29 protein-coding genes and 1 tRNA gene are annotated in these 26,550 nt (G+C 68.3%); 19 read left to right on the plus strand and 11 right to left on the minus strand.

Annotated elements, in window-relative coordinates; all coding sequences use genetic code 11:
• Positions 1-118 precede the first annotated feature (118 nt).
• Genes H5U26_RS01715 through H5U26_RS01735 form a run of 5 tightly spaced genes read left to right on the plus strand, consistent with a single transcriptional unit; the run spans position 119 to position 2,041 of the window.
• Positions 119-496 (plus strand): hypothetical protein, encoded by a 378-nt coding sequence (locus H5U26_RS01715; RefSeq protein ID WP_290616023.1) that lies wholly within the window; start codon positions 119-121, stop codon positions 494-496.
• A 4-nt stretch (positions 497-500) separates the two neighbouring features.
• The gene (locus H5U26_RS01720; RefSeq protein ID WP_290616025.1) at positions 501-1,097 is read left to right on the plus strand and encodes a hypothetical protein; all 597 of its coding nucleotides are present in this window, start codon (positions 501-503) and stop codon (positions 1,095-1,097) included.
• 5 nt (positions 1,098-1,102) lie between these two features.
• On the plus strand, positions 1,103-1,396 hold the full coding sequence (locus H5U26_RS01725; protein ID WP_290616027.1) for a DUF1330 domain-containing protein: 294 nt from the start codon (positions 1,103-1,105) through the stop codon (positions 1,394-1,396).
• Entirely contained in the window at positions 1,393-1,746 is a 354-nt protein-coding gene (locus H5U26_RS01730; protein ID WP_366055857.1) for a DMT family protein, read from the plus strand. Before H5U26_RS01725 ends, H5U26_RS01730 begins: the two co-directional genes overlap by 4 nt.
• 4 nt (positions 1,747-1,750) lie before the next feature.
• Complete coding sequence (locus tag H5U26_RS01735) at positions 1,751-2,041, plus strand: DUF2845 domain-containing protein (RefSeq protein WP_290616029.1); 291 nt, start codon at positions 1,751-1,753, stop codon at positions 2,039-2,041.
• A gap of 235 nt (positions 2,042-2,276) precedes the next feature.
• Here H5U26_RS01735 and H5U26_RS01740 read toward each other — a convergent pair whose 3' ends face one another.
• Positions 2,277-3,683 (minus strand): DUF1329 domain-containing protein, encoded by a 1,407-nt coding sequence (locus H5U26_RS01740; protein WP_290616031.1) that lies wholly within the window; start codon positions 3,681-3,683, stop codon positions 2,277-2,279.
• 381 nt (positions 3,684-4,064) lie between these two features.
• Between H5U26_RS01740 and H5U26_RS01745 the strand changes: the two genes are divergently transcribed.
• The 6 genes from H5U26_RS01745 (at position 4,065) to H5U26_RS01770 (ending at position 10,123) form a co-directional block, all read left to right on the plus strand.
• Positions 4,065-5,399, plus strand: a complete 1,335-nt coding sequence (locus H5U26_RS01745; protein WP_290616033.1) for an MFS transporter — start codon at positions 4,065-4,067, stop codon at positions 5,397-5,399.
• A 132-nt stretch (positions 5,400-5,531) separates the two neighbouring features.
• Positions 5,532-6,404: a xanthine dehydrogenase family protein subunit M gene (locus H5U26_RS01750; RefSeq protein ID WP_290616035.1), complete on the plus strand. Its 873-nt coding sequence runs from the start codon at positions 5,532-5,534 to the stop codon at positions 6,402-6,404.
• A gap of 4 nt (positions 6,405-6,408) precedes the next feature.
• Complete coding sequence (locus H5U26_RS01755; protein ID WP_290616037.1) at positions 6,409-6,888, plus strand: (2Fe-2S)-binding protein; 480 nt, start codon at positions 6,409-6,411, stop codon at positions 6,886-6,888.
• Complete coding sequence (locus H5U26_RS01760; RefSeq protein WP_290616039.1) at positions 6,888-9,206, plus strand: xanthine dehydrogenase family protein molybdopterin-binding subunit; 2,319 nt, start codon at positions 6,888-6,890, stop codon at positions 9,204-9,206. Before H5U26_RS01755 ends, H5U26_RS01760 begins: the two co-directional genes overlap by 1 nt.
• A 7-nt stretch (positions 9,207-9,213) precedes the next feature.
• Positions 9,214-9,480, plus strand: coding sequence for a MoaD/ThiS family protein (locus H5U26_RS01765; RefSeq protein WP_290616041.1), 267 nt, complete (start codon positions 9,214-9,216; stop codon positions 9,478-9,480).
• 142 nt (positions 9,481-9,622) lie between these two features.
• The gene (locus tag H5U26_RS01770; protein ID WP_290616042.1) at positions 9,623-10,123 is read left to right on the plus strand and encodes a C40 family peptidase; all 501 of its coding nucleotides are present in this window, start codon (positions 9,623-9,625) and stop codon (positions 10,121-10,123) included.
• On the opposite strand, the gene H5U26_RS01775 is transcribed toward H5U26_RS01770, so the two are convergent.
• Complete coding sequence (locus H5U26_RS01775) at positions 10,024-11,955, minus strand: EAL domain-containing protein (RefSeq protein WP_290616043.1); 1,932 nt, start codon at positions 11,953-11,955, stop codon at positions 10,024-10,026. The two genes, H5U26_RS01770 and H5U26_RS01775, sit on opposite strands and share 100 nt — an antisense overlap.
• A gap of 226 nt (positions 11,956-12,181) precedes the next feature.
• On the opposite strand from H5U26_RS01775, the gene H5U26_RS01780 reads away from it, so the two are divergent.
• A complete protein-coding gene (locus H5U26_RS01780) occupies positions 12,182-13,054 on the plus strand; it encodes a thioesterase family protein (protein ID WP_290616044.1) in 873 nt (290 codons plus the stop codon).
• A 55-nt stretch (positions 13,055-13,109) separates the two neighbouring features.
• On the opposite strand, the gene H5U26_RS01785 is transcribed toward H5U26_RS01780, so the two are convergent.
• The 4 genes from H5U26_RS01785 to H5U26_RS01800 form a co-directional block, all read right to left on the minus strand.
• Positions 13,110-14,468 carry a L,D-transpeptidase family protein gene (locus H5U26_RS01785; protein ID WP_290616045.1) on the minus strand — a complete coding sequence of 453 codons (1,359 nt, stop codon included), beginning with the start codon at positions 14,466-14,468 and terminating at the stop codon, positions 13,110-13,112.
• Complete coding sequence (locus H5U26_RS01790; RefSeq protein ID WP_290616047.1) at positions 14,461-14,772, minus strand: hypothetical protein; 312 nt, start codon at positions 14,770-14,772, stop codon at positions 14,461-14,463. The genes H5U26_RS01785 and H5U26_RS01790 overlap by 8 nt, the downstream gene beginning before the upstream one ends.
• A gap of 78 nt (positions 14,773-14,850) precedes the next feature.
• Positions 14,851-15,720, minus strand: coding sequence for a VOC family protein (locus H5U26_RS01795; protein ID WP_290616049.1), 870 nt, complete (start codon positions 15,718-15,720; stop codon positions 14,851-14,853).
• Positions 15,721-15,753: 33 nt separating this feature from the next.
• Complete coding sequence (locus H5U26_RS01800; RefSeq protein ID WP_290616051.1) at positions 15,754-16,623, minus strand: alpha/beta hydrolase; 870 nt, start codon at positions 16,621-16,623, stop codon at positions 15,754-15,756.
• A 173-nt stretch (positions 16,624-16,796) separates the two neighbouring features.
• Between H5U26_RS01800 and H5U26_RS01805 the strand changes: the two genes are divergently transcribed.
• The gene (locus H5U26_RS01805) at positions 16,797-18,428 is read left to right on the plus strand and encodes an AMP-binding protein (protein WP_290616053.1); all 1,632 of its coding nucleotides are present in this window, start codon (positions 16,797-16,799) and stop codon (positions 18,426-18,428) included.
• On the opposite strand, the gene H5U26_RS01810 is transcribed toward H5U26_RS01805, so the two are convergent.
• The 3 genes from H5U26_RS01810 to H5U26_RS01820 form a co-directional block, all read right to left on the minus strand.
• Positions 18,389-19,312 (minus strand): PA2778 family cysteine peptidase, encoded by a 924-nt coding sequence (locus tag H5U26_RS01810; RefSeq protein ID WP_290616055.1) that lies wholly within the window; start codon positions 19,310-19,312, stop codon positions 18,389-18,391. The two genes, H5U26_RS01805 and H5U26_RS01810, sit on opposite strands and share 40 nt — an antisense overlap.
• Before the next feature lie 50 nt (positions 19,313-19,362).
• Complete coding sequence (locus tag H5U26_RS01815) at positions 19,363-19,755, minus strand: PA2779 family protein (protein ID WP_290616057.1); 393 nt, start codon at positions 19,753-19,755, stop codon at positions 19,363-19,365.
• A 161-nt stretch (positions 19,756-19,916) separates the two neighbouring features.
• Positions 19,917-20,495 (minus strand): DNA-3-methyladenine glycosylase I, encoded by a 579-nt coding sequence (locus H5U26_RS01820; RefSeq protein ID WP_290616059.1) that lies wholly within the window; start codon positions 20,493-20,495, stop codon positions 19,917-19,919.
• A gap of 385 nt (positions 20,496-20,880) precedes the next feature.
• On the opposite strand from H5U26_RS01820, the gene H5U26_RS01825 reads away from it, so the two are divergent.
• Genes H5U26_RS01825 through H5U26_RS01835 form a run of 3 tightly spaced genes read left to right on the plus strand, consistent with a single transcriptional unit; the run spans position 20,881 to position 22,805 of the window.
• Entirely contained in the window at positions 20,881-21,141 is a 261-nt protein-coding gene (locus H5U26_RS01825) for a hypothetical protein (RefSeq protein ID WP_290616061.1), read from the plus strand.
• 48 nt (positions 21,142-21,189) lie between these two features.
• A complete protein-coding gene (locus H5U26_RS01830; protein WP_290616063.1) occupies positions 21,190-22,020 on the plus strand; it encodes a DUF692 domain-containing protein in 831 nt (276 codons plus the stop codon).
• Positions 22,017-22,805 (plus strand): DNA-binding domain-containing protein, encoded by a 789-nt coding sequence (locus H5U26_RS01835; RefSeq protein WP_290616065.1) that lies wholly within the window; start codon positions 22,017-22,019, stop codon positions 22,803-22,805. The genes H5U26_RS01830 and H5U26_RS01835 overlap by 4 nt, the downstream gene beginning before the upstream one ends.
• 38 nt (positions 22,806-22,843) lie before the next feature.
• Here H5U26_RS01835 and H5U26_RS01840 read toward each other — a convergent pair.
• Positions 22,844-22,920 (minus strand) — tRNA-Met (locus tag H5U26_RS01840).
• Between the two features lie 122 nt (positions 22,921-23,042).
• Here H5U26_RS01840 and H5U26_RS01845 point away from each other — a divergent pair.
• Complete coding sequence (locus H5U26_RS01845) at positions 23,043-23,198, plus strand: lipoprotein (RefSeq protein ID WP_290616837.1); 156 nt, start codon at positions 23,043-23,045, stop codon at positions 23,196-23,198.
• The gene (lysA, locus tag H5U26_RS01850; protein ID WP_290616067.1) at positions 23,195-24,442 is read left to right on the plus strand and encodes a diaminopimelate decarboxylase; all 1,248 of its coding nucleotides are present in this window, start codon (positions 23,195-23,197) and stop codon (positions 24,440-24,442) included. The genes H5U26_RS01845 and lysA overlap by 4 nt, the downstream gene beginning before the upstream one ends.
• Before the next feature lie 48 nt (positions 24,443-24,490).
• On the opposite strand, the gene H5U26_RS01855 is transcribed toward lysA, so the two are convergent.
• Entirely contained in the window at positions 24,491-25,717 is a 1,227-nt protein-coding gene (locus H5U26_RS01855; protein ID WP_290616069.1) for a porin, read from the minus strand.
• A 341-nt stretch (positions 25,718-26,058) separates the two neighbouring features.
• Here H5U26_RS01855 and H5U26_RS01860 point away from each other — a divergent pair, with 341 nt between their 5' ends.
• The gene (locus H5U26_RS01860; RefSeq protein ID WP_290616071.1) at positions 26,059-26,535 is read left to right on the plus strand and encodes a histidine phosphatase family protein; all 477 of its coding nucleotides are present in this window, start codon (positions 26,059-26,061) and stop codon (positions 26,533-26,535) included.
• The last annotated feature ends 15 nt before the right edge of the window (positions 26,536-26,550 follow it).

Raw genomic sequence — 26,550 nt, forward strand, 5'->3', positions numbered from 1 at the left:
CTGCTCCGATTGCTGCGCCGCGATGGCCCGCAGACAGTGCACCCGGCGTGACGCGCCAACTCGCTGCCACCGGGGGGGCGGTGCTACCCTGCCGCGCCGCACCTGGCTCACTGATCCGATGTACCCACCTCGACTGCCGCTGTTCCTGCTCGCCGCCTACGGCCTGATCGTGCTGGGCGAAGGCGCCTCGAGCGCGCTGCACAGCGGCGTCGGCACCGACCTGTCGCGGGCCGTCATCACCGTGGCTGGCGTGCTGTGGCTGCTGCACGGCCTGCGGCGCACTCAGGCCTGGGCCTGGTGGCTGGCGACCGGCGGTGCGACGGTGTTTCTGATATCGGTCAGCACCGCGCTCGTGATGGCCGGATTGGCCGGCCAACGGCCCAACCTGCCGCCGTCGCTGTATGCCAAGAGCGCGCTGCTGCTGGGCGCCGCCTGCCTGCTGCTGCTGCCGGCCAGCCGGCGCCGCTATCTGGGCCGGCGCGACGCGGCATCCTGATACCGTGTTCGGGCAAACGCTGGCGCAGCGCCTGGCGCGACGCTATCGCCGCGAAGGCGATGCCTATCTAGTGGAAGTGCACCTGCGCGAGCTGCGGGCGCTGTTCAACTCGCTCGACCCGGCGCCGTTCCTGGACAAGGACCTGGACGATGAGGCCGAGCAGTACATCGTCGGCGCGGTGGAGGAATTCCCGCTCGGGACGCCGCTGAAGCTGGTGTTCCACGTGCCGGCCACCACACCGGACGACCCCGGCCCGGCGTTGCTGGCGGACAGCATACGTGGCTATTTCGACTACCGGGCGGCGCACGCCGGGCGGCGGCTCGATCTGCTGCTGCGCCAGGGGCGGCTGTCGCTGTTGATCGGCGTCGGTTTTCTGTTTGCCTGCCTGGGTGCGCGCAGCGTGGTGGTCGGGACCTTGACCGGCACCCTGCGCGACATCCTGGCCGAGGGCCTGCTGATCAGCGGCTGGGTCGCCATGTGGCGGCCGCTGCAGATATATCTTTACGACTGGTGGCCGCTGGTCCGCCACCTGCGGATACTGCGCAAGATTCGCGACCTGCCGGTGCAGCTGCGTGTCACCGGCCGGCCGCCCGCCCGGTGATATTGATGCCCGCCTACCTGATCTACCGCGCCCACGTGCACGACGCCGACGCCTACCGCGCCTACATGGCGCGCACGCCGGACGCCATTGCCGCCTTCGGCGGACGGTTCCTGGCCCGCGGCGGCGCGACGCTGACCCTGGAAGGCGAGCCCGAGACGGCGCGCGTCATCATCGTGGAATTCCCGGACCTGGCCGCCGCACAGGCCTTCTACGATTCGGACATCTACCGGGCGGCGATACCGTTTCGCCAGGGCGTGGCGGACGTGCAGATGGTGGTCGTGGACGGGCTCCGGACGTGAGCGACGCCGGCTTTGCGGTGCTGCGCACCGGCCTGCTGCTGACCCTGTCGAACGTGTTCATGACCTTCGCCTGGTACGCACACCTGCGCGATCTGCAGCACAAACCATGGCTGCTGGCGGCCCTGATCAGCTGGGGCATCGCCCTGTTCGAGTACCTGCTGCAGGTGCCGGCCAACCGCCTGGGTTACGGTCCGCTCAGCCTGGCGCAGCTGAAGGTGATGCAGGAGATCATCGCGCTGTCGGTGTTCGTGCCGTTCGCGGTGTTCTACATGCACCAGCCGCTGCGGCTGGATTACCTTTGGGCGGCGCTGTGCCTGATCGGGGCCGCGTATTTCATCTTTAGAGGTTGAGACCATGAAAATCCGGCCAGCGCTGATCCTGATGGCGGCATGTGTGCTGGCGCAGGGAGCCTGGGCCGGCATACGCTGCGGCAGCAAGCTGATCGATGTCGGCGATTTTTCGGCCTATGTGCTCAGGCAGTGCGGTGAGCCCCAGTCCCGGCAGGTCGTGTCCGGCGCCGTCGGCGCGGACAGCCCGCTGGTCGAGCAGTGGGTCTACGACTTCGGGACCAGCAAGCCCTTGCGGGTGCTGACCTTCGTCGGCGGGCGCCTGCAGCGGATCGAAGACGGCGGCCGGCCTCGCTGAGGGAAGCTGACAAATCCATCCTGGATTTTCCAGCGCCATTGGGAAAATCGGGTAGCGCAGCTTTGCTGCGCGATGATCGCCCGGCGTAGCCAGGCTCCCCAGTTTTCCGATGGTTTACGGCGTTTCCCGATCCGACGGCCGTTGACTCAGGCCTCGTCCCGCACAAAGCCCATCGCCTTTCTATACCACTCCCGGCGCGGCACCATGCCGCGCCGGGAGTCCTTGCTCGGATGCCCTACCGCACGCCGAACTTGCGAAGACCGGCCGGGGTATACAGCTCCGGATCCGGTCGACCCTTGGCGGTGAAGTCCGGCGGCGCGGCCGTGCCCTGCGGACCGACGTTGTAGAAGGAGTTGAGCGCCGAGTGCCGGCCGGAGATGAGGTCGGAGTGGTCGTCACCCCAGAAATAGGGCAGCGGCACGTTGTAGAAATTCATCAGATAGGACTCGGTCACGCGCCACAGATCGCCGCGGGCGTCGAACATGTCGCCGAGTGCGCCGTCCCAGCTGTCCTCGTCGATATAGGCGAAACGGTGCGGCGACAGGTGGCGAAAGCCGGGCTTCAGCGTGGCCTCCACCACCCACACGCGGTGCAGTTCGTAGCGCTTCAGGTCCGGGTTGTTGTGGCCCTTCATGACGATGTCTTTGAAAGTCAGCCCCGGCTGGGCGAGCTTGTAGCTGTTGTAGGGGATGAACATTTCCTTGCGCTGCAGCGGCCCGTACTCGTACCACTCCTCCTGGCCGGTCAGCCAGAACACCCAGCGCGAGTCGCCCGTGCGCAGGCCGTCCGAGCCGGTGCCGGGGCTGTCGTAGAAGCCGATTTCCGGCGCCTTGCGCACCCGGCGCTGACCCGGCACGTACAGGTAGGCGTCGAAGGTGGTGTCCTGCAGGTACAGGCAGGCGCTGAAGATGGTGCCGGCGGTGCGCGGCGGTGCGAGGTCCTCCTGCGAGGCGCACAGGCCGCCGCCGCCCAGCCGGGTGAAGCGTTCATGCGTCAGCGGGGCGTCACCGCCGGCGTCCGGGCCGATCCATAGCGGCATCAGGAAACGGTCGAGCTTGACCTGTTCGGCGTAGCTGCCGTCCGGGAAGGCGTTGTAGCCATAGGCCGTTGCGGTATACCACTTACCGACGAAGCGGAAGGTGTGGTTCCACATCACCTCGGCGGCGTCGTTGGGGATCGGGAAGAACACCCCCGGCTTCCAGGTATCGGACGCCAGGCAGCGCGTTTCGCGGTTCGGGCCGGGCGAGGGCTTGCACCAGTCGGCTCGGGTGGCGTTGTACAGCGAATTGTCGTAGTGCCATTGTGGAAACGACGCGCTGCGGCGACTCGGATACACATTCATCTTGTATGTGTCCGGGTACTTCTTGAACATCGCGATCTGCCCCGGCGTGAGCTTGTCGGCGTACTGCTGATAGTTCTGCGCCGTGATCGTGAACAGAATCTTGTCGTCGGCGTAGGGGTCGATGTACCAGTCGCCCTCCTTGTAGCCGGCTGGCGGCGTCTTGATTCCCCCCTCCCAGGCCGGAATCGTCCCGTCCGCGTTGCCGGCCCGGATGGCGCCAAACGGCGTCAGTTCGGTGCCCTCGAGTCCCAGCTTTGCCGCTTCCTCGGGCGACACCTTGGCGACCGCTCCGGTCGCCAAGACCGCGCCAACCGCCAGAAAAACGCAATTGCGCCGTATATGCATCACCGTCCTCCTCATGCAACAAACCAGCACCGTGCAGGTGCGCCATGTGCGCATCAGGCAATGCCGGCCATCCATGGCCGAGGAGGCTCAGATCCTTGGGTTCCTCGAAAATCCGGGCGCCGGACGGATTGCTCCGCTCGGCACTTCTCGTCAGCCTCCCCGCCCTCGCCTGGAAATCCGTTTTTATAGTTCGGACACGGTCGATGCTGGCACTGGCCGGCAGTCATGTCAACGGTCGTTCAGTTAAGGTCGGCCGTCGACCAACGGACCAGGCGGTCGGCCGCAGCCGGCTGCTATGCTGCACAGTAGGACATCGTTGGGGGGAGGGGTAGAGGCATGAACGCCGGCGCGCGTCAGGGTTTGCCGCAGTGGTTCGATCAGGCACGCTTTGGCGCCTATCAGGTGCGCGTGGTGCTGTTGTGCTTTCTGGTCACCACCTTCGATGGCTTCGATACGCAGGCGATCGCCTTCACCGGGCCGGCGCTCGCACAGGCGCTGGGTGTGGGGCCGCGTGGGCTGGCACCCATCGTCACGGCGGGCGTGGCCGGCATGGCGCTCGGCGCGGTGCTGTTCGGGCCGCTGGGCGACCGTTACGGCCGACGCGCGGCGGTGTTGCTGGCAACGGCCGTGTTCGGTGTGTTCTCGCTGCTGACGGCTTTTGCCGTCGATGTCGAGCAGCTCATGGTGCTGCGTTTCCTGACCGGCATCGGCATGGGTGGCGCGGCGCCGAACGTGTATACGCTGGCGTCGGAGTTCTCGCCCCATCGCCACCGCGGGCTGGTGATGCTGCTGGCCGGGCTCGGCTTGCCGGTGGGCGCCATCTTGGGTGGCCTGATCGCCGGGCAGGTCATCCCGGCCTGGGGCTGGCAGGGCGTGTTCGTGCTGGGCGGCGCAGCGCCGCTGCTGTGCCTGCCGCTGCTGTGGATTCTGTTCCCGGAATCGCCTTACTACCTGGCGCGACGCAATCAGCAGTCGGCACTCATAGCTTTGCTGGCGCGGGTGGCGCCCGCCGCTGCGCCGACCGCCGATACGGTGTTCACGCTGCCGGAGGCGCCGACCCGCGTCGGTGCCGCGGCCTTGTTCTCGCCGGCCCTGCGGCACAACACGCTGGCCATCTGGGGCACCTATTTTTTCAACTGGGTGGCCTGGTTCGGGCTGGTGCTGTGGATTCCGTCGGTGCTCACCGCCGCCGGCCTGCCCCGGGAACAGGCCGGCCTGGCGACGGTGACGCTCAATGGCGCGGCGCTGGTGTTCATGCTGCCGCTGGCCTGGCTGTTGCCCAAACTGCCGGTACGCCGGGTCATCCTGCTGCTGCTGGCAGGCGCGGTGCTGGTGTCGCTGATGCTCGCGCGGGCCGGCGGCAACTGGCCGCTGGTGTTCGCGCTGGTCGGGCTCAGTGGCCTGTGCGTAGGCGGTCCGCAGATTGCCCTCAACTATCTGGCGGTGTCCATTTATCCGACCGCAGTGCGTGCCAGCGGGGTCGGCTGGGCGATCGGCATGGGGCGCCTGGGTACGGTGGCGGGTGGCGCGGCCGGCGGACTGGTGCTGGCGGACTTCGGCCCACAGGGGTTTTTCCTGGCCCTGATCGTGCCGCTGGCGCTCGCCATCTTGGCCGCGTTGCTGGTACGCAGCGCCGATCATTCCGGCCCCGGTGACAACATCGGCGACTAGTTGCTAGAGTCCGCAACTTGGGTATTACTGCACGCTGGCGCGACGCGCGGCAGGCCGTTGCCTTTCCACCACCATCCCGCCGCACAAGGCGGGATTCTGCCCACCCAGATCAGAGAAGGAGTCAAAACGCCTATGCACAGCTTCGATTACGCGGCGCCCACGTCGCTGGGCGAGGCTCTCACGCTGCTGGCGGGGGCGCGCGGCAATGCCCGCGTGCTGGCCGGCGGCACGGACCTGATCGTCAACATGCGCGTCGGCCGGCGCAAGCCGGGCCTGGTGGTGGATGGCAAGCGCATTCCGGAACTGAACGAGCTGTCGCTGACCGCCGACGGCCTGACGCTGGGTGCCGCCGTGTCCTGCCGGCGCGCCTACGAGCACGCCGAGGTGGCCAAACGCTACCCGGCACTGGTCGATTCCATGAGCCTGATCGGCAGCGTGCATATCCAGGGCCGCGCCACGGTCGGCGGCAACCTGTGCAACGCGGCCCCCAGCGGCGACTCCATCCCGACCCTGATCGCGCTGGGCGCGGTGGCGCGGGTGCTCGGGCCAAACGGAACCCGTGAAGTGCCCGTCGAGGACTTCTGCGTGGCCCCCGGCAAGACCTGCCTGGCCGACGACGAACTGCTGGTCAGCGTGTTCATCCCGGCGCCGACGGCCAACAGTGGCGCCCACTATCTGCGCTTCATTCCGCGCAACGAGATGGACATCGCCATCGCCGGCGCCGGCGTGAGCGTGGTGCTGGACGCGGCCAAACAGAACTTCGTTTCGGCGCGCATCGCGCTGGCATCGGTCGGCCCGACGCCGATCTTCGCCCGCGAAGCCGGCGCCCTGCTGGCCGGCAAGCCGATCAGCGAGGATAGCATCCAGCTTGCCGCGGATTCCGCGCAGGCGGTCGCCAGGCCGATTACCGACATGCGCGGCACGATCGAGCAGCGCAAACATCTGGTCAAGGTGCTCACGGCCCGCGCGCTGCGCGGCGCCATCGAGCGTGCAAAGGGAGCTTGAAGCCATGGCAAAGAAAACACACGTCGAAACAACCCTCAATGGCGAAGCGCTGGAATTTCTGGTCGAGCCGCGGCAGAGCCTGCTCGAATCCCTGCGCGACGTGGTGCACATGACCGGCACCAAGGAAGGCTGCAACGACGGCAACTGCGGCGCCTGCAGCGTCCTGCTCGACGGCGTGCTGGTGAATTCCTGCTGTGTGCTGGGCGTCGAGGCACAGGGCCGCACCATCGAGACCGTCGAGGGCCTTGGCACCGCCGACAATCTGCACCCCTTGCAGCAGGCGTTTCTGGAAGAAACCGGCATGCAGTGCGGAATCTGCACGCCGGGCTTCCTGATGGCGTCCAAGGCGCTGCTGCAAAAAACACCCAATCCATCCGAGGACGAGGTTCGTCTGTGGCTGGCCGGCAACCTGTGTCGCTGCACCGGCTATGACAAGCTGGTGAGGGCGGTCCTGAAAGCCAGTAAGGCAATGGAGGCTGCGTAATGAACATGGAACCCGAATACAAACCCCGTCAGTGGCGTGTGCTGGGTACGACTCCGGTACGCCGCGACGGTATCGACAAGGTCACCGGCCAGGCCAAGTTTGGCGACGACGTGCACCTGCCGGACATGCTGCACGGCAAGGTAGTGCGCAGCCCGCATCCGCACGCTCGCATCAAGCGCATCGACATCAGCAAGGCGATGGCCCTGCCGGGCGTCAAGGCGGTCATCACCGGTGCGGATTTTCCGCCGCTGAACCAGGCCGTGGTGGCGGCCGGCGAGGGCGGCAGCGTTAGCATGCAGGACATCGCCGACAACTGCATCGCCAAGCACACCGTGTTCTACGACGGCCACGCCGTGGCCGCCGTGGCGGCCGAGAATCCGCACGTGGCCGAGGAAGCCGCGGCGCTGGTCGAGGTCGAGTACGAGATCCTGCCGTTCATCCAGGATGTGCGCGAGGCGGTCAAGGACGGCGCGGTGGTGCTGCACGACGACTACGTGCCCGGCGCCTTCCTGTTCCCGACCCAAAAGGCGCTGCCCAATGCCGGGCGCCTGCAGCTGGCGGCCGGTGACGTGGAGCAGGGCTTCAAGGATGCCGACATCGTGGTGGAGCGGGAATACACCACCGCCACCGTGCACCAGGGCTACATCGAGTCGCACATCACCACCTGCCGCTGGGACAGCGACCAGCACCTGACGGTGTGGACCTCGACCCAGGGCGCGTTTGCGATTCGCGATTTTCTGGCTTCCATCCTGAACCTGCAGCTGTCGCAGATCCGCGTCATCCCGATGGAGATCGGCGGCGGTTTCGGTGGCAAGGACGTGGTCTATCTGGATCCCCTGGCGGCGCTGCTGGCCAAGAAGACCGGCCGTCCGGTGAAGATGGCCATGACCCGCGCCGAGGTGCTCAAGGCCACCGGCCCGAGTTCGGGCACTTACTGCCGCGTGAAGATCGGCTGCAAGAAGGACGGTACGCTGGTTGCGGCCGACCTGTACCTGCTGTTCGAGGCCGGCGCCTACCCGGGTGGCCCGATCGCGCCCGGCGCCCTGTGTGCGCTGACCCGCTACAACATCCCGAACGTGGTCATCGACGGCTACGACGTGATGCTGAACAAGCCCAAGATCAAGCCGTACCGTGCACCCGGCGCCACCCAGGCGAACTTCGTGGTCGAGACGGTGATCGACGAGCTGGCCGAGAAATGCGGCCTGGATCCGATCGACTTTCGCCTCAAGAACGCCACCGTCGCAGGCGATCGCCTGATCATCGGCATGCCGGTGCCGCCGATCGGTACCGTCGAGATGCTGCAGGCGGTCAAGAAGCACCCGCACTACACGGCACCGCTGGGCGGCCCGAACCGCGGTCGCGGCGTTTCCTACGCCTTCTGGTTCGGCGCGGGTCTGACCTCCAGCTGTGAGATCCACGTCAACGCCGACGGCACCATCAACCTGGCCACCGGCTCGGCTGACCTGTCCGGCACGCGCATGACCCTGGCCATGCAGGCGGCCGAGGCGCTGGGCGTGCCGCTGAGCGACATCAGCTCCAGCGTGTCCGATACCGACTCCATCGGCTACACCTTCCAGTCGGTCGGCAGCCGCACGACCTTCGCCACCGGCTACGCCATCATCAAGGCGGCGCAGCTGGTGCTCGAGCAAATGAAAAAGCGCGTGGCGATGATCTGGGAGGTCGATGTCGCCGACGTCGACTGCACGGTGGAGACCGCCGGCGTGGCCGATTTCGTCGACCGCAACGACCCGCACCGGCGCATGCACTTCAAGGAAGTGGCGGCGCGCATGGACGAGACCGGCGGGCCGATCTCGGCCGATTTCACTGCCAACCCGCATGGCGTCGGCTTCCAGATCGCCGCCAACATCTGCGACGTGGAAGTGGACCCGGAAACCGGCAAGGTGCAGATCCTGCGCTTCACCGCCTTCCAGGACGTCGGCAAGGCCGTGCATCCGGACTATGTGGCCGGGCAGATGCAGGGCGGCGCCGTGCAGGGCCTCGGCTGGGCGCTCAGCGAGGGCTACTGGTACAACAAGGACGGCCGCCTGGCCAACGCCAGCCTGCTCGATTACCGCATGCCGACCGCGCTGGACGTACCGATGATCGACACCGTCATCCTGGAGACCCCCAATCCGGGCCATCCGTTCGGCATCCGCGGTGCCGGCGAGGTGCCGATCGTGCCGCCGCCGGCAGCGGTTGCCAATGCCATCTACAACGCCGTGGGCGTGCGCATGACCACCCTGCCGATGGCGCCCGGTGCGGTCCTGGAAGCCCTGTGGGCCAAGGAAGGCAAGCACGCCTCGGTGAAGGTGGCCTGAGACCGGAATGGCGAGCGTCTGGATCCCCGCCACCCTGCAGCACCTGACAGGTGGCGAGGCGGTGGTTCAGGCGCCCGGCAGCACGGTGCGCGAGCTCGTGTCCCGGCTAGACCAGACCTATCCCGGACTGAAGGCGGCCATCGTGCAGGACGATGGCCGCCTGAAACCGGGCGTTGCCGTGGCGGTCGACGGCTACGTCACCAGCCTTGGCCTGTTCCAGCCGATCAAGGAACACAGTGACGTCCAGTTCGTGCCCGCCATCGGTGGTGGCTGAGGCAGGGCCTGTTGCATGCTCGTGCCTGCCGCGGCGGGCTTCCTTCGGCGGTGGCGGGCGGTCGTGGGCGGGCGCGTTGTTGGTGTTGTGGCTGGCCACCCTCGGGCTGGCCGGATGCGGCCACGCACCGGCGCGAACCGGCTTGGCTGCCCCGCCCGCAGCTCCCTACCAGGACAACCTGCTGGCGGCCGAAATAGCGGCATCGATGATCGGCACGCCGTATCGCGCCGGCGGCGATCGGCCGCGTGAAGGTTTCGACTGCAGCGGCCTAGTCAGGTATTCCTATCGCCTGCTGGGCCTGGATCTGCCGCGCACGGCCGATGCGCAGCGGGCGGCCACGCAGCCCGTGGCCGAAGGCGCGCTGGCCATCGGCGACCTGCTGTTTTTCCGTATCAATGGCGCCATCAGTCATGTCGGCATTTATTACGGCGACGGCGAGTTCGTGCACGCACCCTCGAGCGGCAAGGTGGTCATGCGCAGTCGGCTCGATGAACCCTACTGGCGGGCACGCCTGGACGCGCGCGGTCGACCGCTGCCGGGGCTTCAGGGCAGTGCCGGCAGCAGCCCGCGCAGCAGTTCCGGGGTGCTCACCAGCGCGGGCAGGTCGGCGGCGGCCACCGGCGCGCTGAGCAGGAATCCCTGACAGTAATCACAGCCGCGCTGGCGCAGAAACTGGAGTTGTTCCGCGTTCTCGACGCCTTCGGCAACCACTGACAGGCCAAAGGTTCGTCCGATGGCGATCAGCGCCTCCACCAGCTGGGTGCTCAGGGTGTCGTGCGGCAGGCCGGCAACCAGGCTGTGGTCTAGCTTCAGGCTGCGGATGGGCAGGCTGCTTATGTTGCGCAGCGACAGCATGCCTTGGCTGACATCGTCGACCGCGAGATACATGTCGGTGGCCGCGGTCACGTCACCGAGCGCGCGGCCCAGTTCCTGCGCCATGATGCTTTCGCTCACTTCCAGGCGCACGGCGGCGCTGGTCAGGCCGTGGCTGTGCAGCACGCGCCGGAAACGGCCGGCAAAATCGGCGCGCCGCAGCTGCGCGGCCGACAGGTTGGCGCAGACAAAGAAATCCTCGCCCAGCACCCAGCGCCACTGCGCCAGTTGCGCGCACAGGCGGTCCAAAACCCAGTCGCCGATCTCAAGGATCAACCCGCTGGTTTCGGCAACGTCCAGAAACTGCGCCGGATGCAACACGCCAACGCCCGGTCGATGCCAGCGCAGCAGCGCCTCCGCACCGACGAAACGCGCGCGCTGCAGATCCAGCAGTGGCTGGTAGAGCAGTTCGAACTCGCCGCGCAGCAAGCCCTGCTTGAGGCCGGCCGTGAGTTCCTGACGGCGCTGCGAGACGGCGTCGGCGTGTGTCGAAGCCACGCGGTAGGCGCCGCGCCCGCTGCGCTTGGCCGCGTACATGGCTTCATCGGCCACCCGCAACAATCCCTCGGCGTCACTGGCATGATCCGGATACACCGCAACGCCGATGCTAAGACCCAGCTGCAACGTGCGGCCGGCGGCCTGCAGCGGGGCATCGAGCGCGCCGAGTACACGCTCGGCGATGCGGCTTTCGAATCCGGGTGGAAAGCTTTCGGCCAGCATCACCAGTTCATCTCCACCCACCCGCGCCAGCAGCTCGCCCGAACGGCGTACCGCGGTCAGGCGTTGCGCCACAGCGACCAGCACGGCGTCGCCGACGTCGTGGCCGAAGGTGTCGTTGATCTGCTTGAAACCGTCCAGATCCAGATACAGCACCGCCACCCGACCGCTGTCGCGATCGGCACGCGCCAGTGCCGAGTCGAGCTCCTGGTGCAGGCGCACCGCGTTGGGAAGCCCGGTCAGTGTGTCGTGTTCGGCGCGAAACTCCAGCGCCCGGGCGGCCGCACGCCGCTCGGTCGCATCGTGCAGACTCACCACCGCGGCGCCGCCGGCCTGCGGTAGCGGGCGGATTTTCCACTCCAGCGTGCGGCCGTCGGGCGCGGTCCATTCCTGGAGTCCCTGGCGATCGCCGTTCAGGTTCAATTGGTGGCCGTGCAGATCGGCCTGGGTCTTGCCCAGCAGTCGACCGGCGGCTGGGTTTGCCAGGGCGACCCGCTGATCCGCTTCCAGCAGCAGCACGCCGTCCGGATTGGCCGCGAAGGCCAGGTTGATCTGCGCCTGCCTGAGCGCGGCCAGCAGCTCGCCGCGGCCGAAATCACGCCGCAGCCAGACGCAGCCGGTCGGCAATCGGTCGTCGAGCACGCTGGCCTCGTCGGGCGGCTCGTCCAGCACCAGCAGCAAAGGCAGCTCAGGGGCGAGTGTGGCCAGGTCGCAATCCGGCAGCGCGCGCGTCAGCCCATCCAGGGACCAGGCGGCCAGGAGCACGGCGTCAGCCTTGATGGTCTGCAGCGCCGCAGACAGGTGCTGGGCGTCGACCGGATGCAGATCGATGGCAACCGTGGCGGTCGACGCCAGGCGCTCGGACAGGCTTTCACCCGTGCGCACGGCCGTATCCGCAAATAGGATCCGCCAGTGCTGCCGATGGCCCTCGTACGACGACAAACTCAGCTCCCTCGTGGACCGGGGACGTTTCCCGGAGCGCGCTATCCGCAGGCCGCCCGCGCCGGCCAGCCGATTTCGATACAGGCACAATGAGGGCATTGTCCGGCATGCCGATCCGCGGCCATTGGCCGGAAGGACAAGCCAGCCATCGCATCGGGAGCAGTCGCGGATGAATCCGGCCGGGAGCAGTCAGTTCGAACACGACAGCCGCTTCGTGCACGCCGGAAAGGGCGTGTATGAGGGCGAGCTGTCCGCCGCCTGGGCCATCGGCGCCGTGCCCAACGGCGGCTATGTCATGGCGGTTGCGTGCCGGGCGCTGGCCGCGGCGCTCGACCTGCCGCATCCGGCGAGCATGACCGGCCATTACCTGGCCCCCACCGAAGCCGGCCCGGTACGCATAGAAACCCAGATCATCCGCCGTGGGCGCCGGATCAGCGTGGCGACGGCGCGGCTGGTGCAGGGCGACCAGGAACGGGTGCGCTTCACGGGCGCCTTTACCGATTTTGCCCTCAGCACCGGCATCGACCTGACCACAGTATCACCGCCCGAGATATCCGAAGTTGCCGCTTGCGTGCCGATGGCGGGACTCACACCGTATCCAGTTGCCATTCACGACCGGATACTCGCGCGTTTGGACCCGGCCACCGCCAGCCACTGGCACAGCGGCGATCCGGCGGCCGACACGCAGCTTCGCGCCTGGCTGGGCTTCGCTGACGGCGCCGATCCGGATGTGTTCTCGCTGCCCCTGTTTGCCGACGCACTGCCGCCACCGCTGTTTCGGCGGGTGGGCTTCAGCGGCTGGGTGCCGACGGTGGAACTGACGGTGCACGTGCACCGCGTGCCGGCGCCCGGCCTGCTGCGGGCGCGCTTCGTCACCCGCCACGTCACCGGCGGATTGCTGCATGAGGACGGTGAACTGTGGGACAGCGCCGGCCAGCTGGTGGCCTTGTCACGGCAGCTGGCCATCATCAACGGGGCGGCAGCGGCCCGGGAAAGCGAGCGTTCGAAGCCGGTCGGCGCGCCGCCGGAAGGTGCGGCATGAGAGCGATCCGGCTTTCCGGCCCGCCCCGCCAACGGGTGCGGTGAGGCGCTAAAGCCTAGGCGCCGGTGTCGGTCGGCGCCTTGATTTCGCCGCGCAGGCCAAGCTCCACCTGGATGCGACGGGCGACGCGTTCGGCGTGCTGGCGATCGTCGAATGGTCCGGCGGTTACCTGATGGCGGCCGGCGAATGGCCGGTGCGAGGCCGGTACCGGCGGACCCAGGTGTCGCAGCTGCGCCACCAGCTTGCGGGCATTGTTCTCGCCGCTGTAGTCGCCCAGGTCCAGATACCAGGCATCCTGTGGCGGAGTCGGTGCTGGCGGCGCGAGCGCCTGCTGGGCCGGCGCGGCATACAACGGGGCCGTGGCCAGATAGGCGCTTTGGTCCGGTGCCTCGCGCAGCACCGGCAGCGGATATCCGGGCTGCGCCTGCACGTAGGTACGCACGCGGCCCCAGTCGACGTCGGCGTCGCTGCGGCCCCGGGCAGCCAGCGCCTTGCGGATGGCAACCGCGGCGACGGCTTCGCCGGCGCTAGCCGTCATGGCATGTTCTTCCAGCGGCCGGTGCACCTCCAGCAGCAGCTGGTCGCCCTGCCAGCCGGCCAGGATGGGTTGATCCACGACGGTCAGATCGGAGCCGACCTCCGCCTGGTCGTACAGCCGGGTGATGTCCTCCGGATACAGCTGCAGGCAGCCGTGGGTGACCCGCAGTCCGGTACCGGACGGTTTGTTGGTGCTGTGAATGATGTAGGTCGGCCATCCCAGATCCAGCACGTGCGTGCCGATCGGGTTGTCCGGCCCGCCTGGCACCACGGCCGGCAAGGGGTCACCACGCAGCGCATGCGCCCTGCGCACGGAGGCTGGCACGCGCCAGTCCGGGTAGGCCCGCTTGCGGGTCACGCGCGTAGTGCCAAGAGGCGTCGGATACTCCTCGCGGCCCACGCCGATGGGATAGCTCACCACCCGCCGCCTGCCGGCGGCATCCGGTGGCAGGAAATGAAACAGCCGCCGGGCCGCGACATTGGCGACCAGCCCGCTGCGCGGTGCGTCCGGCAGTATCTGTGCCACCGGTAACACGACCTCGCGACCGTCTCCGGGCAACCACACATCCACGCCGCGATTGGCCCATTCCATCTCGTCGTAGCCCAGGTGAAAGCGCCTGGCGATGTCGAGCAGAGTCTCGTCGCCGCGTACGCGCGTCACCTGGGTCGTGCCGAGCACCTGTTGCGCAGGCGCCAGATCGAAGATCAGCTGCGGGCCGGGCGATGCCGCGCGCGCTGGCGCGGCGATCTTGGGTGCCGCAGGCGGCAGCGGAACGACCGGCTCTTTCATGCAGCCGGTGAGCAGCAGCGAAAGCAACAACAGGCCTGGCAGGCAGGCCTTGCCGGCGTTCAGGCGGTCGGTTGCCCGCTCAGGCATTGCCGACGTTGCGGTCGAAGGGTGAGTGGAAATACGAGCTGTCCTCGGCCGATTCGCGCGCCTCGCCGAGCAGCTGCTGCAGGCGCATTTCGGCGGTGGCCATCTCGGCGCAGGAGCGGCACGACGGGTCGGCGCAGGGCTGATGCGTATACAGCCAGAAATGCACGATCCCGGACAGCATGCCGGACGCGATTTCCCAGGCATCGGCCTCCGGGTTGGCGTCCAGGAACTCGTTGCCCAGAGCGACCACGCGGTCGGCAACGTCGTCGAACAGGGAGTCGGAATCGGAGTCGGCGGGGTTCATGGTGATAGCCCTCGCAGGCATGGCGGCAACGGCGTGCATTCTAGCGCCGCCCGGCCCGCACGGACCGATCGCCGGGCCTCACACCGGCGGGCGCAGCGGACCGAGGTGGCCCCAGAAGCTGATGTCGTCGTACTCGACCACCTGCCAGCTTTCCTGATCGTCGATGGTGCGCCCGCCGCAACCGTATTCCAGTTCGAAGCCCGACGGGGTCATCGTGTAGAACGAAACCACCTCGTCGTTGGTGTGCTTGCCCAGCGACATGGTCACCGTGCGGCCCTGGCGCAGGGCCAGTTCGTTGGCCATGCCGACGTCGTCGAGCGAGTTCGCCTCGATCATGATGTGGTGGAACACGTCCTGCGGGCCACCCAGCAGCGCAAGGCTGTGGTGACGCGCGTTCAGATGCATGAAATAGGCCATGGACTGCACCGGCTTGATGAAGATGTAGTCGGACATCTTGAGCCCGATGACGGCGTAGAAAGCCATCATGGCCTCGACCGAGCGGGTCATGAACACCACGTGCCCGAGACCCAGCTCGCCGGTCTTGAAGCCGCCGAACTGGCGCGCCGGCGTGAACGGGCAGCCGCTGAGCTGGCCATAGAACAGCTCCACCCGGTTGCCGCCCGGGTCGGTGAACACGCGCAGATCCACCACCCTGCGGAACGCACGCTCCGCTTCGGTGCCTTCAGCCGCCGGATAGCCCAGCGCCGTCAGCTCGGCCGTCAGGCGCTCGAGTTCGGCGCGCGTGCCGACGTCCCAGCCGCTGTAGGCAAAGCCAGGCGTGGCCGACTTGTGGATGGCAAAGCGGTGGTGCTTGCCGTCCATGCGCAGGCGCAGCGCATCGGCGGTCTGATCGACCGCCTGCATGCCCAGCACGCCGGTGGCGTACAGGCGCCAGTCGTCCAGATCGGTGGCGTTGAAGCCGACATAGCCGAGCGTGTGCAGACTCATGGGTTTCCTCTCCGGTGCAAATGCGTTGGGCGCTCAAGCCCGCAGAAAATCGAGATGCAGCTGGTTGAACAGCTCCGGCTCTTCCCACTGCGGCCAGTGGGCGCTGTGCTCCAGCACCACCAGGCGGGCGTCCGGAATGTGGCGCATGGCCTCCTGGGCCAGTTCCACCGGCTGGCCGGGATTGTGGCGCGTCCACAGCACCAGGGTTGGACATTGGATGTCCTTCATCAGCTCGGGTCGCATCCACTGCGCGGTCCAGGCGTCGTCCACCACCCGGCCCAGTGTGGACACGGCGATCTTGCCCATGTGCTGCTGCATGCCCGGCTGCGCATAGATGGCATAGCGGATGGCCACCACCTCGTCGGTGAGGGTCTTGTCCGGTTCGGCCATCAGCCAGGCCATGCGCGCGCGAACCGCATCCATGGTCAGGTTGCCAGCGGCTTTCTTGGACCGCTCCAGGGCGTCGATCAGTTCCTGTTTGCCCTTGGCGTTGGGCGGCGCCAGGATGCCAGTGTTCAGCACCAGCTTCTTGACCCGCTGCGGCTGGCGGATGGCGGTCCAGGCCGACACCATGGCGCCCAGGGATTCGCCCGAAAGACACGCGCTGTCGGCACCGACGGCGTCCATGAAGGCCAGCAGGTGGTCGGACCACACCTGCATGGTGTAGTCGCCGTCGTAGTGGTCGGTATAGCCGTGGCCGAGCATGTCGATGGCGTAGACGTGGAAATGCTTGGCGTGCGCGGCCAGATTGCGCATGTAGGCCTCGGCATGGCCGCCGGTGCCGTGCAGGAAGATCAGCGGCGGGCCATCGCCGCACTCGATGGCGCGCGTGCGGTAGCCGCCGGCCTGATAGAAAGTCTGCCGAAACGGCACGCCCAGCATGTCGACCCAGATGGTGCTCATGTCCTGCTCCCCGGCTGCGTTGTTTTGGCGTGGTCTTGGGGTGTAGAAGTGCGCCCACGAACGGGCGTTCACTTGCGGGGGGCGCAGTTTAGCAGCCCGCGCGGCGCCGGTTGCCGGCGCTTTGTGCCATCGCATTGACGAAAAACAGATCAGGAACAGGAAGGAGAACAGGCATGGAACCCTTGCTCGTAAAACACATCGTCGAGCGCGCTGCGATTTGCTTCCCGCGCCGCGAGATCGTCGCCCGCACGGCCGGCGAAGGACGCTTTGCCTACACCTATGCCGATTTCCACCAGCGCCTGCAGCGCGCCGCACAGGTGCTGGACCGGCTGGGTGCCGGGCGCGGCGAAACCGTCGGCGTTCTGGGCTGGAACACCCACCGCCACCTCGAAATCGACTACGCGACCATCTGCAAGGGCTCGATCTACCTGGCCCTGAACTTCCGTCTCGACGTGGAGGCCCTGGTCTACACCTGCAACCTGGCGCAGGTGCGCGTGCTGGCGGTCGATCCCGAGCTGCTGCCGCTGGCCGAGCAACTGGTGGCGGCCGGCGCCAATACCGTGCGCGCCTTCCTGCTGCTGGGCGACGGGCCGGCACCGGCCACAAGGCTCGCGCCGCTGTTCGATTACGAAAGCGAACTGGCCACGGCGCCCGCCGACTACGCCTTCCCTGACGACGTGGACGAGAACGCCACCGTGTGCGTGAGCTTCACCGGCGGCACCACCGGCCGGCCCAAGGGCTGTCCATACTCGAACCGCTTCCTGGTGCTGCGGGCGCTGACACGGCAATCCGCGCAGTCGCTGGGCCCGTACCGCGGCGACGACGTGCTGCTGATCATCCCGCCGATGTTCCACGCCCACGCCTTCAACCTGCCGATGGACGGCATGATCGCCGGCGCCAAGCTGGTGCTGCCCGGCGTGCACCCGGACGGTCACGCGGTGGCGCGGCTGGTGGCCGATGAGCGCGTGACCCGGCTGATGGCCAACCCGGTGCTGGGCAAGCTGGTGCTGGCCGCCGCCGCCGAGCGCGATCACGACCTGTCCAGCCTGCGCTACGTAGGCTTCGGCGGCGACATCGTGCCGCGCGAAATGGCGCAGCGCTTCCTGGCCATGGGCGTGAAGCTGCGCTGCGGCGGGCACGGCATGGCCGAGTCGCTGGCCGACCACACGGCGGCGTTTTACGACGAGCTGGCCGGCGCCGACCCGGACGCCGCCTTCACGCGCATGCTGGAGGAGAACTGCGGCCTGCCGATCGTCGGCGCGCAGGTGCGCGTGGTGCGCGAGGACGGCGCGCCGGTGGCCGCCGACGGCGTCGAGACCGGCGAGATCCAGCTCAAGGGCTGGCACGTGATCGGCGAGTACTTCCGCGACGAATCCACTACCCGGGCGCTGTTCACCGCCGACGGCTGGCTGCGCACCGGCGACGTCGGCGTGCGCTTTGCCGATGCCAGCATCGCGTTCGTCGGGCGCACCAAGGACATGATCAAGTCCGGCGGCGAGTGGATTCCGGCCCTGACCCTGGAGCACGCCCTCTCGGAGCACCCGTCGGTGGCCGAGGTGTGCGTGATCGGCGTGCCGCACCCGACCTTTGGCGAACGGCCACTGGCGCTGGTCACCGCCCGGCCGGGTCAGGTGATCGACCCGGCGGCGCTGCGCGAGCACCTGGCCGGCCACCTGCCGCGCTGGATGCTGCCGGACTGCCTGGCGGTGGACGACATCGCCAAGACCACCGTCGGCAAGTTCAACAAGGCACTTTTGCGCGGGCGCTATCGGGCCTTCTTCGAGCGGGCGACGGCCGCCGACTGAGAGCCGGCCAGCTCCAGGCGCGTCTGCTGCAGCACCGGGCGCAGGCTCTCAGGTTCCAGGCGCCTGGCCAGCGCCCGGTCCAGCAGGGTCCGCGCCTCACCACGGCGCCCGCTGCGGGCCAGCAGTTCGGCCAGATTGTTGATGGCGCCGGCATGTCCCGGCTGCAGGACGATTGCCATGCGCCAGCTCGCCTCGGCGGTGGCCTGCATGCGCTGCGCGTACAGGCTGTTGCCGAGCGCGAAGTGGGCGGTGGCCAGCGCCGGCCAGACCGCCGTGGCTGCGCGGTAGGCCGCCACGCGCTGCCCGACCGGCAGCGATGCTTCGGCAGCGGCGACCGCCGCCAGGTAACGCTGGGCATCGGCCTGCGCCGGCAACCGACCCGGTTGCAGGGCCACGAACGCCCAGTTGCCGCCCGGCTCCCAGCTGCGCAGGAACGGGTCCAGGCCGGTGACGAGACGGCGTTCGGTGCCGGAGCGCAGCACCAGCTCGCGCCGCGCGGAATCGAAGCCGATCACGACGGCGTAGTGCCAAGTCTGCAGTGGCCAGACGCCCAGGCGCTGCAGCACGACCACCGGCAAGCCGGCCTGCAGCTGCGGCACCACATCGGCCAGGCCCTGGACCGGATAGGCGATTCGGCCGTGGCGCCGGGTGGCGGCCAGCATCTCCGCCTGCAGGCTGCCGCGGCGGCCCGGCAGGTAGACCTCACGGCTCAAGTCGTCAGCCGCGACCGGCACTCCGGAGGCGCCCAGAACGGTCGCCAGTGCGGCAGGCCCGCATTCGAACTCGCGTTGCGGGAAAAACGGCGTTTCAGTGAGCTCTGCGGCGGAGGACAGCGCCGGTTGGTGCGTTTGCAGATGGGTGCAGCCGACCAGCGCCAAGGTCATCAGCAGCGCCGGCCAGACGAGCGGTGGCCGGCCGGCGCTGCTGCGGCACGTCATCTGCGGTTGAAGACGTGCAGAACGCCGGCCAGGTCGAGCACCAGCAACACGATGGCCACCACGCCAACCACGGCCAGCGCACCACTGCCCGCCGGCTGCGCATCCATGTGTTGCTGCAGGTCCACCAGTTCGCTGTCGCTGAGCGCGGCCACGCGCTGGCGGGCATCGGCCGGATTCACGCCGCGCGCGATCAGTTGCTGCTGCACGTCGTCGCGCGCCAGCGCCTGCAGGACCTGGTCACGCAGCCCCTGGCCCTGAGCGGCCGACAGCTGCATCTGCGTGCTGACGGTGGCGGCCTGGGCGGTGCTGGCGATCAGGCCGAACGCAGCCATGTGCAGTGCGAGCAGCCCTGCGATGGCTTTCCTGAAAGCTCCGTTGCATTCGTTCACGGTACTACTCCTGAGTTGCCGCTTGGGTTGCCGGCGGACCGGGAAACACCCGGCCCGCGCCGGGCGGGGGCATTAAAACGCCCGCATCACCGGCTCGCAAGCGTGGTCGCGATGGGGCGGCGGCAGTCGGCTGCCGGCGCGGCGAGTCGCCGAAGATTCGTTCAGCGACCGACCAGCGCCGCCCACCGGGGACAGCTTTGCAGGTGATCGTTGACCACGCCGACCGCCTGCAGGTAGGCGTAGCAGATGGTGCTGCCGACGAAACGGAAGCCGCGCCGCTTCAGGTCTGCGGAGAGGGCATCCGACAGCACCGTGCGGGCCGGCACGGCGGACATTTCATGCCATACGTTGTGGATCGTCCGGCCGTCCACCTGCTGCCACAGGTAACGGTCGAAGCTGCCGAATTCGGCCTGCACGGCAAGAAACGCCCGCGCGTTGCCGATCGAGGCATCGATCTTGAGCCGGTTGCGCACGATGCCGGCGTCCGCCAGCAGCCGCGCCCGGTCGGCGTCGTCGAAAGCCGCCACGCGTGCCACGTCGAAGTCGCAATACGCCGCCCGATAAGCCGGGCGCTTGTTCAGGATGGTCGACCAGGACAGGCCGGCCTGCGCACCCTCCAGGATCAGGAACTCGAACAGCCGGCGATCGTCATGCTGCGGCACGCCCCATTCGCTGTCGTGATAGGCGATGTCGAGCGCGCGGCGCGCCCAGGGACAGCGCCCGGCGGACGCTTCGCTCATCGCCACCTCGGCCGGCACTTCAACGATGTCTTCAACATCTTTCCTCCAGCGGCTGGCCGCCCAGGTGGCGCAGGGTCAAGACCGCGCCGGTTCGCGGGCAGTGCTTCGTTGTTGCTGAAATCCCCGGCGACGATTTCGCGCTTGCCGCGTCGAGCGCCCGCAGCGCCGCTGCCCGGTTGTCCTGCCAGCGTGGTTTTAACATGGCGGTTGTCTCGTAAAGACTCGCGCGCCGCCTGGGGGCAGGCGTAGTTACCATTTGCATCGAGCGTGTAACGTTGCCCCCGGCAACGCATCTGAGGCCCCGGACCGCGGTCATGCCCGCGGTTTCCTGGCCGCCTTTGCCGGGCGGTGTTTCCCCATTCATTCTTCCCAAGGAGTAACCGACATGGCTGGACGTAAATCCCAGGGTCTGCTGATCGCCGGCGCCGCGGCGGCACTGTTTGCCGCCGGTGGCCTGGCACCGGCGAGCGCCCAGGCCGAAGACGCCAAGGTGCAGTGCCTGGGTGTGAACGCCTGCAAGGGTCAGAGCGACTGCGCCACCGCCAGCAATGCCTGCAAGGGCCAGAATGCCTGCAAGGGCAAGGGCGTGAAGGCGATGACCGAAGCGGAATGCAAGGCCGCCGGCGGCACCGTCGCGTCCGAGTGAGCGGTCGGGCCGGGGCGGCGCCGCGGTCCTGCGTTTAGGGCAGGATCCATGTCCGCGTTACCGCCGCTGGGCTTCGGCCTCGGCCTGCGCAAGGAACACTTTGCCGACCTGCTGGCCGCGGCGCCGGCCGGCGTCGACTGGTTCGAGGCGATTTCCGAGAACTTCATGGTCGCCGGCGGCAAGCCGCTGGCGGTGCTGGAACGCGTGCGGCGCGACTTTCCGCTGGTGCTGCACGGCGTGTCGCTGTCGATCGGTGGCATCGATCCGCTGGCTGGCGATTATCTGGACCGCCTGGCGGCGCTGATCGACCGCATCGAGCCGGCCTGGGTGTCGGATCACCTGTGCTGGACCGGCGTCGACGGCGTCAACCTGCACGACCTGCTGCCGCTGCCGTACACCGAGGAGAGCCTCGCCCACGTCGCCGGCCGCGTGCGGCAGGTGCAGGATCGGCTGCGGCGCCGGCTGGTTCTGGAGAACCCGTCGACGTATCTCGCCGCCGCCGGCAACAGCCTCACCGAGTGGGAGTTCCTGGCCGCCCTGGCCGAGCAAACCGACTGCCTGCTGCTGCTCGACGTGAACAACGTTTATGTGTCCGCCTGCAACCACGGCTTCGATCCGCTGCGCTATCTGGCGGCCATCCCGCCCGCGCGGGTGGCGCAGCTGCACATCGCCGGTCACCGCGACGTGGACGGCTTCAAGATCGACACCCACGACGCGCCGGTCTGCGAGGCCGTCTGGGCCCTTTACGCGCAGGCGGCGCAGCGATTTGCGGCGGCGGCAACGCTGCTCGAACGCGACGACGCCATCCCGCCGCTGCCGGAGCTGATCGCCGAGCTGGACCGGGCGCGTGCCATCGCCGCCCGGCGCGAAGCGGCGTGAACGCGCTGGCCGATTTTCAGCGCGCCCTCGCCGGCCACGTGCTGACCGGCGAGGCCTTGGCGCCCGGGCTGATCGTGGGCGGCGGTCCGTTTCCCGCCGCCCGGCGCCTGGCGGTCTACCACAGCGCCTACCGGCTGCGCCTGACCGAGGCCCTGGCCGCTGATTTCCCGCTGCTGTGCGGCTTGCTGGGCGAGGACGGCTTTGCGCGCCTGGCAGCGGATTACATCGCCGCTTGTCCGTCGCGCTCGTTCACGCTGCGCGATTTCGGCCATGCGCTGGCCGATTTCCTTGCGCATCACGAGCGGTACCGCCGCCGGCCCTGGCTGCGCGCCACGGCGATCTTTGAATGGTCACTGCTGGCGGCCTTCGACGCCGCAGACGTGGCTCACCTGAGGATGGCGGACCTGGCCGGCGTGCCGCCGGCGCAATTCCCGCGGCTGCGGTTTCGCATTGCGCCCGGGGTGCAGGTGCTGCGCCTGCGCTGGAACGTGCCGCAGGCCTGGCGCGCCTTGCAGGAGGGTACGGCCCTGGAGCCGCCACAGCGCCTGCCGGCAGGCGTCGATTGCCTGATCTGGCGGCGCGAGGAGCGGGTGTATTTTCGTACCCTGCCGCTCGACGAGGCGGCGCTGCTGAAGGCACTGATGAAAGGCCGCAGTTTCGCGGCCGGTTGCGGAGCCCTGGCGCGCGTCGGGGTCGATGCGGATGCCGGTCGACGGGCGGCCGAATTGCTGACGACCTGGCTGGCGGACACGCTGCTTGCGATGCCCTGCGGAAACGCTGAATGATTCAGACGTTCCTGGACGCCGATTGCGCGGCGCAGGAATGGTGGCTATGGGTGGACTCGAACCACCGACCCCGGCATTATGAGTGCCGTGCTCTAACCGGCTGAGCTACATAGCCATTGCCCGGAAGGGCGCGTAGTTTAGCAGCAAAGAGTTTGCCGGCCGAAGCCTTTCGGCAACATCTCGCCGGCTCCCGATCGTTCCGCCGCGTCCTGCCTGAAGGAGCCTCCCGTGTACCGCATGTTCCGTCGCCCCGGCCGGGCGTTTGCCGCCGTGGGTCTGCTGCTGCTGTTGTCCGGCTGTGGCCAGACCGGGCCGCTGTACATGCCGCCGCCGGAGGCGCCCGCCGCGCCGCCGGCCGCCGAATCGAACCCGCCCGCCCAGCCGGCACCGTGAGCCCCTTGCAGTACCGCGACGGCGCGCTGCACCTGGAGCGCGTCGCGCTGGAGGCCGTGGCGCAGCGTTTCGGCACGCCCTGTTACGTCTACTCGCGGGCCGCCATCGAGGCGGCCTACCGCGCCTACGATGCCGCGTTCGGCGACCGGCCGCACCGGGTCTGCTATGCCGTCAAGGCCAATTCCAACCTCGCCGTATTGAACGTGCTGGCGCGTCTGGGCGCCGGCTTCGACGTGGTGTCGGGCGGCGAGCTGGCGCGCGTGCTGCGCGCCGGGGGCAAGGCCGATCGGGTGGTGTTCTCCGGTGTCGGCAAGAGCGCCGCGGAACTGCGCCAGGCGCTCGCGGCCGGCATTGGCTGCTTCAACGTGGAATCGGCAGCTGAGCTGGAACGCCTGAACCGGGTGGCGCTCGATCTGGGCATGCAGGCACCGGTCGCGCTGCGCGTGAATCCGGACGTCGACGCCGGCACCCATCCGTACATCTCGACCGGACTCAAAGAAAACAAGTTCGGCATCCCGGCCGGCGATGCGCTGGCGCTGTACCGATGCGCCGCCAGCCTGCCCGGCCTGCGCGTGCATGGGATTGCCTGTCACATCGGCTCGCAGTTGACGGACCTGGCTCCGCTGCGCGAGGCCGCCGGGCGCATCGCGGCGCTGCGCGAGGCGCTGCTGGCCGAAGGCATTGCCATCGACCAGGTGGACCTGGGCGGGGGACTCGGCATCGCCTATCGCGACGAGACCGTGCCCAGCACAGCTGATTACGTCGCCGCCATCAGTGCGCCGTTTGCCGGCAGCGGGGTGGGGATCTCGATCGAACCGGGCCGCTCCATCGTCGGCCCGGCCGGCGTGCTGCTGACACGGGTCGAATATCTGAAACCCGGCGCGCAGCGCAACTTCGCCATCGTCGATGCGGCCATGAACGACCTGCTGCGCCCGGCCTTGTACGACGCGCATCACGCGGTGTTGCCGCTGCGCGAGGCCGGCGGCGAGGCCAGGGTGTGGGAGCTGGTCGGGCCGGTGTGCGAGAGCGGCGATTTCCTGGCCCACGCACGCACGCTGGCGCTGGCCGAGGGCGATCTGCTGGCGCTGCGCGACGCCGGCGCCTACGGCTTTGCGATGAGCAGCAACTACAACACCCGGCCGCGACCGGCCGAGGTGATGGTCGATGGCGACCGGATGCACCTGATCCGCGCCCGCGAGACGCTGGACGACCTGTGGCGCGGCGAGGCGCTGCTGACCGAGTGAGCCGGCGGCGTGTGGTGCGGCTGCACGCTGCACCACACGCCGCAAGCCTCAGAACGAGAAACCGACGCCGGCGTTCACGCCGTGATCGTCCAGGCTCGAGGTCGGACCGTTCTTGTCCATGTAATCGAGCTTGAGCACCACCTGCTCCGACAGCCAGTAGTTCACACCGACGTCGATTTGCTTGAACGCACTGTCGGCACCGTCGCCGGCGGCAGTGTCCCAGCGGTTGTAACGCGCGAACACACCCCATTGGTCGTTCACGCGCCAGGACGGCTCCACATACCAGCCGTTCTGTTCGTCGCGGCCAAGCGCCTGCGCCTGATCGCCGCCGATGTCCCAGCCGGCGTACAGCGCCCGCAGTCCGAACGGTCCGCGCTGCAGCACGGCGTGCGTCTCCCACAGGAAGGCACGGGCGCGTGCGCCTTCGCCCTGCGTCAGGTCGTCCTGGTACTGCCCCGACAGCGCCAGCTCCAGACCGGGAATGCCCTGGTAGCGGATGCGGGCGGTCATGGCGGGGTCTTCCGCCACTGCATTGGCCACTTTCTGGCGGCCGCTGCGCAGGCGCAGCGCGTTGCTGCCGGTAACCGGCGTTTTCAGCCCGGAATGCGCCGCGACGTTATAGCCCCAGCCGGGCGCCAGTTCGCCGTGCAGGCCGACTCCGCCCTCCCACCAGGAGGTGGGAATGATTTCGGTCTCGACCGGGTTGCGTTCCACGCCGTAGAACGTGTCCGGCTCGTGGTGCTCGTTCAGGATGCCCAGCGGCAACAGAAACAGGCCGACCTGTGCATGCTGGCTGTCGGTCAGGTCGCGCTCGATATACGCCTGTTCGAGCTCGATCTCGCCTTTCTGGCCCTCGCCGGCGATCGAGTGTTCGAGCTCGACTTCGGCAAACAGTCGCGTGCGGGCGTCGAACTCGTGCCCCAGGAACAGCACGAAGCGGTGAAAGTCGATCTCGTCCTTGCTCTGCAGGCTGTTCCAGTGCATCTCGCCGTAGGCGCCCAGGCTGGTCTTCTCGGCCCAGGACGGGCCGCGCGCGGCGGCTTCCTGTTCGGCCTGTGCCACGGCCTCGCCGGTGGCGGCCACCTGCTGCTTGATCTGCTGGTTTTCGGCCTTCAGCGTGGCGATTTCCTGCTGCGCCGCAGCCAGCTGCGCCTGCAGTTGCGCCAGCGTCTGTTCGATGGCGTCGATCGACGTGGCGCCGTGCGCCGTGGATGTCACCGCGCCGCCCAGCAGTGCGGCAGCGAGCGCGCCACGCGCGCAATTTCGACCTTTCATGGTCCCTCCCTCGTGTGTTGACGCCGTGGCCAAGGTGCCAGGGCGGGAGGGAGTCTATATCACAACAAGAACGATTCGCATTCAAGATATCGATTATCTGGGGCCCGTCAGGTCGGCGTGTGGGATAGCGCGCGACCGGATTGCCAGGGTTCCGACGTGGCCACCGTCCAGAACGCCATGACGAACCGCCCGTCCGGAGGCGAACGCGGTTTTTCGGGTGTGGTCTCGGCAGGCCGGGCGGACTCTCTCGCGTGTGAAACGCCCACGGCACGGTCGGAAAAGCCATCTACGGAATTGGCGGCGATAATACGAAGACACGCCCTCACCACGCCCGAGTCGCTGTGCGCTGCCTGGTCATACGCCATGCCCCCGCCGAGTCCGGTCTGCCGGATGCCGACCGCCCGCTGAGCGCGGCCGGCGTCAGCCTGCTGCGTCAGGTGCGCGGCGCGCTGCAGGCGCTGGTGCCGGATCTCGACCTGATCGCACACAGCCCGCTGCGCCGGGCCCGCGAAACGGCCGCCTTGCTGGCGGAGGTGTTCGCAGTACCGACGCAGGAAACCGCTACCCTGGCCCCGGGCGGGCTCGACGATTTGGCGCCGTGGCTGGTCGGGCAGGCCGACGCGGTGGCACTGGTCGGCCACGAGGACGATCTGAGTTACTGGGTGTGTCACATGCTGACCGGCGAGGCAGGACGGTTTTTTAACTTCGAACGGGCGGGCGCCTGCCTGCTCGAATTTCGTGGTCCGTTGCGCCCCGGAGCAGCCCAGCTGCGCTGGCTGCTGGGGCCCGAGCACCTGGCCCGCATGGCGCGCCGCTGAGGCTACCGAGAACCG

The sequence above is a fragment of the Immundisolibacter sp. genome (assembly GCF_014359565.1).
In the GTDB taxonomy this organism is placed as follows: domain Bacteria; phylum Pseudomonadota; class Gammaproteobacteria; order Immundisolibacterales; family Immundisolibacteraceae; genus Immundisolibacter.

Excerpts from the sequence above, each read along its gene's own strand:
- H5U26_RS01715 (WP_290616023.1), top strand. The coding sequence starts at position 119 with ATGTACCCACCTCGACTGCCGCTGTTCCTGCTCGCCGCCTACGGCCTG.
- H5U26_RS01725 (WP_290616027.1), top strand. The coding sequence starts at position 1,103 with ATGCCCGCCTACCTGATCTACCGCGCCCACGTGCACGACGCCGACGCC.
- H5U26_RS01735 (WP_290616029.1), top strand. The coding sequence starts at position 1,751 with ATGAAAATCCGGCCAGCGCTGATCCTGATGGCGGCATGTGTGCTGGCG.
- H5U26_RS01745 (WP_290616033.1), top strand. The coding sequence starts at position 4,065 with ATGAACGCCGGCGCGCGTCAGGGTTTGCCGCAGTGGTTCGATCAGGCA.
- H5U26_RS01750 (WP_290616035.1), top strand. The coding sequence starts at position 5,532 with ATGCACAGCTTCGATTACGCGGCGCCCACGTCGCTGGGCGAGGCTCTC.
- H5U26_RS01755 (WP_290616037.1), top strand. The coding sequence starts at position 6,409 with ATGGCAAAGAAAACACACGTCGAAACAACCCTCAATGGCGAAGCGCTG.
- H5U26_RS01760 (WP_290616039.1), top strand. The coding sequence starts at position 6,888 with ATGAACATGGAACCCGAATACAAACCCCGTCAGTGGCGTGTGCTGGGT.
- H5U26_RS01765 (WP_290616041.1), top strand. The coding sequence starts at position 9,214 with ATGGCGAGCGTCTGGATCCCCGCCACCCTGCAGCACCTGACAGGTGGC.
- H5U26_RS01780 (WP_290616044.1), top strand. The coding sequence starts at position 12,182 with ATGAATCCGGCCGGGAGCAGTCAGTTCGAACACGACAGCCGCTTCGTG.
- H5U26_RS01785 (WP_290616045.1), bottom strand. The coding sequence starts at position 14,468 with ATGCCTGAGCGGGCAACCGACCGCCTGAACGCCGGCAAGGCCTGCCTG.
- H5U26_RS01790 (WP_290616047.1), bottom strand. The coding sequence starts at position 14,772 with ATGAACCCCGCCGACTCCGATTCCGACTCCCTGTTCGACGACGTTGCC.
- H5U26_RS01795 (WP_290616049.1), bottom strand. The coding sequence starts at position 15,720 with ATGAGTCTGCACACGCTCGGCTATGTCGGCTTCAACGCCACCGATCTG.
- H5U26_RS01800 (WP_290616051.1), bottom strand. The coding sequence starts at position 16,623 with ATGAGCACCATCTGGGTCGACATGCTGGGCGTGCCGTTTCGGCAGACT.
- H5U26_RS01805 (WP_290616053.1), top strand. The coding sequence starts at position 16,797 with ATGGAACCCTTGCTCGTAAAACACATCGTCGAGCGCGCTGCGATTTGC.
- H5U26_RS01810 (WP_290616055.1), bottom strand. The coding sequence starts at position 19,312 with ATGACCTTGGCGCTGGTCGGCTGCACCCATCTGCAAACGCACCAACCG.
- H5U26_RS01820 (WP_290616059.1), bottom strand. The coding sequence starts at position 20,495 with ATGAGCGAAGCGTCCGCCGGGCGCTGTCCCTGGGCGCGCCGCGCGCTC.
- H5U26_RS01825 (WP_290616061.1), top strand. The coding sequence starts at position 20,881 with ATGGCTGGACGTAAATCCCAGGGTCTGCTGATCGCCGGCGCCGCGGCG.
- H5U26_RS01830 (WP_290616063.1), top strand. The coding sequence starts at position 21,190 with ATGTCCGCGTTACCGCCGCTGGGCTTCGGCCTCGGCCTGCGCAAGGAA.
- H5U26_RS01845 (WP_290616837.1), top strand. The coding sequence starts at position 23,043 with ATGTTCCGTCGCCCCGGCCGGGCGTTTGCCGCCGTGGGTCTGCTGCTG.
- H5U26_RS01855 (WP_290616069.1), bottom strand. The coding sequence starts at position 25,717 with ATGAAAGGTCGAAATTGCGCGCGTGGCGCGCTCGCTGCCGCACTGCTG.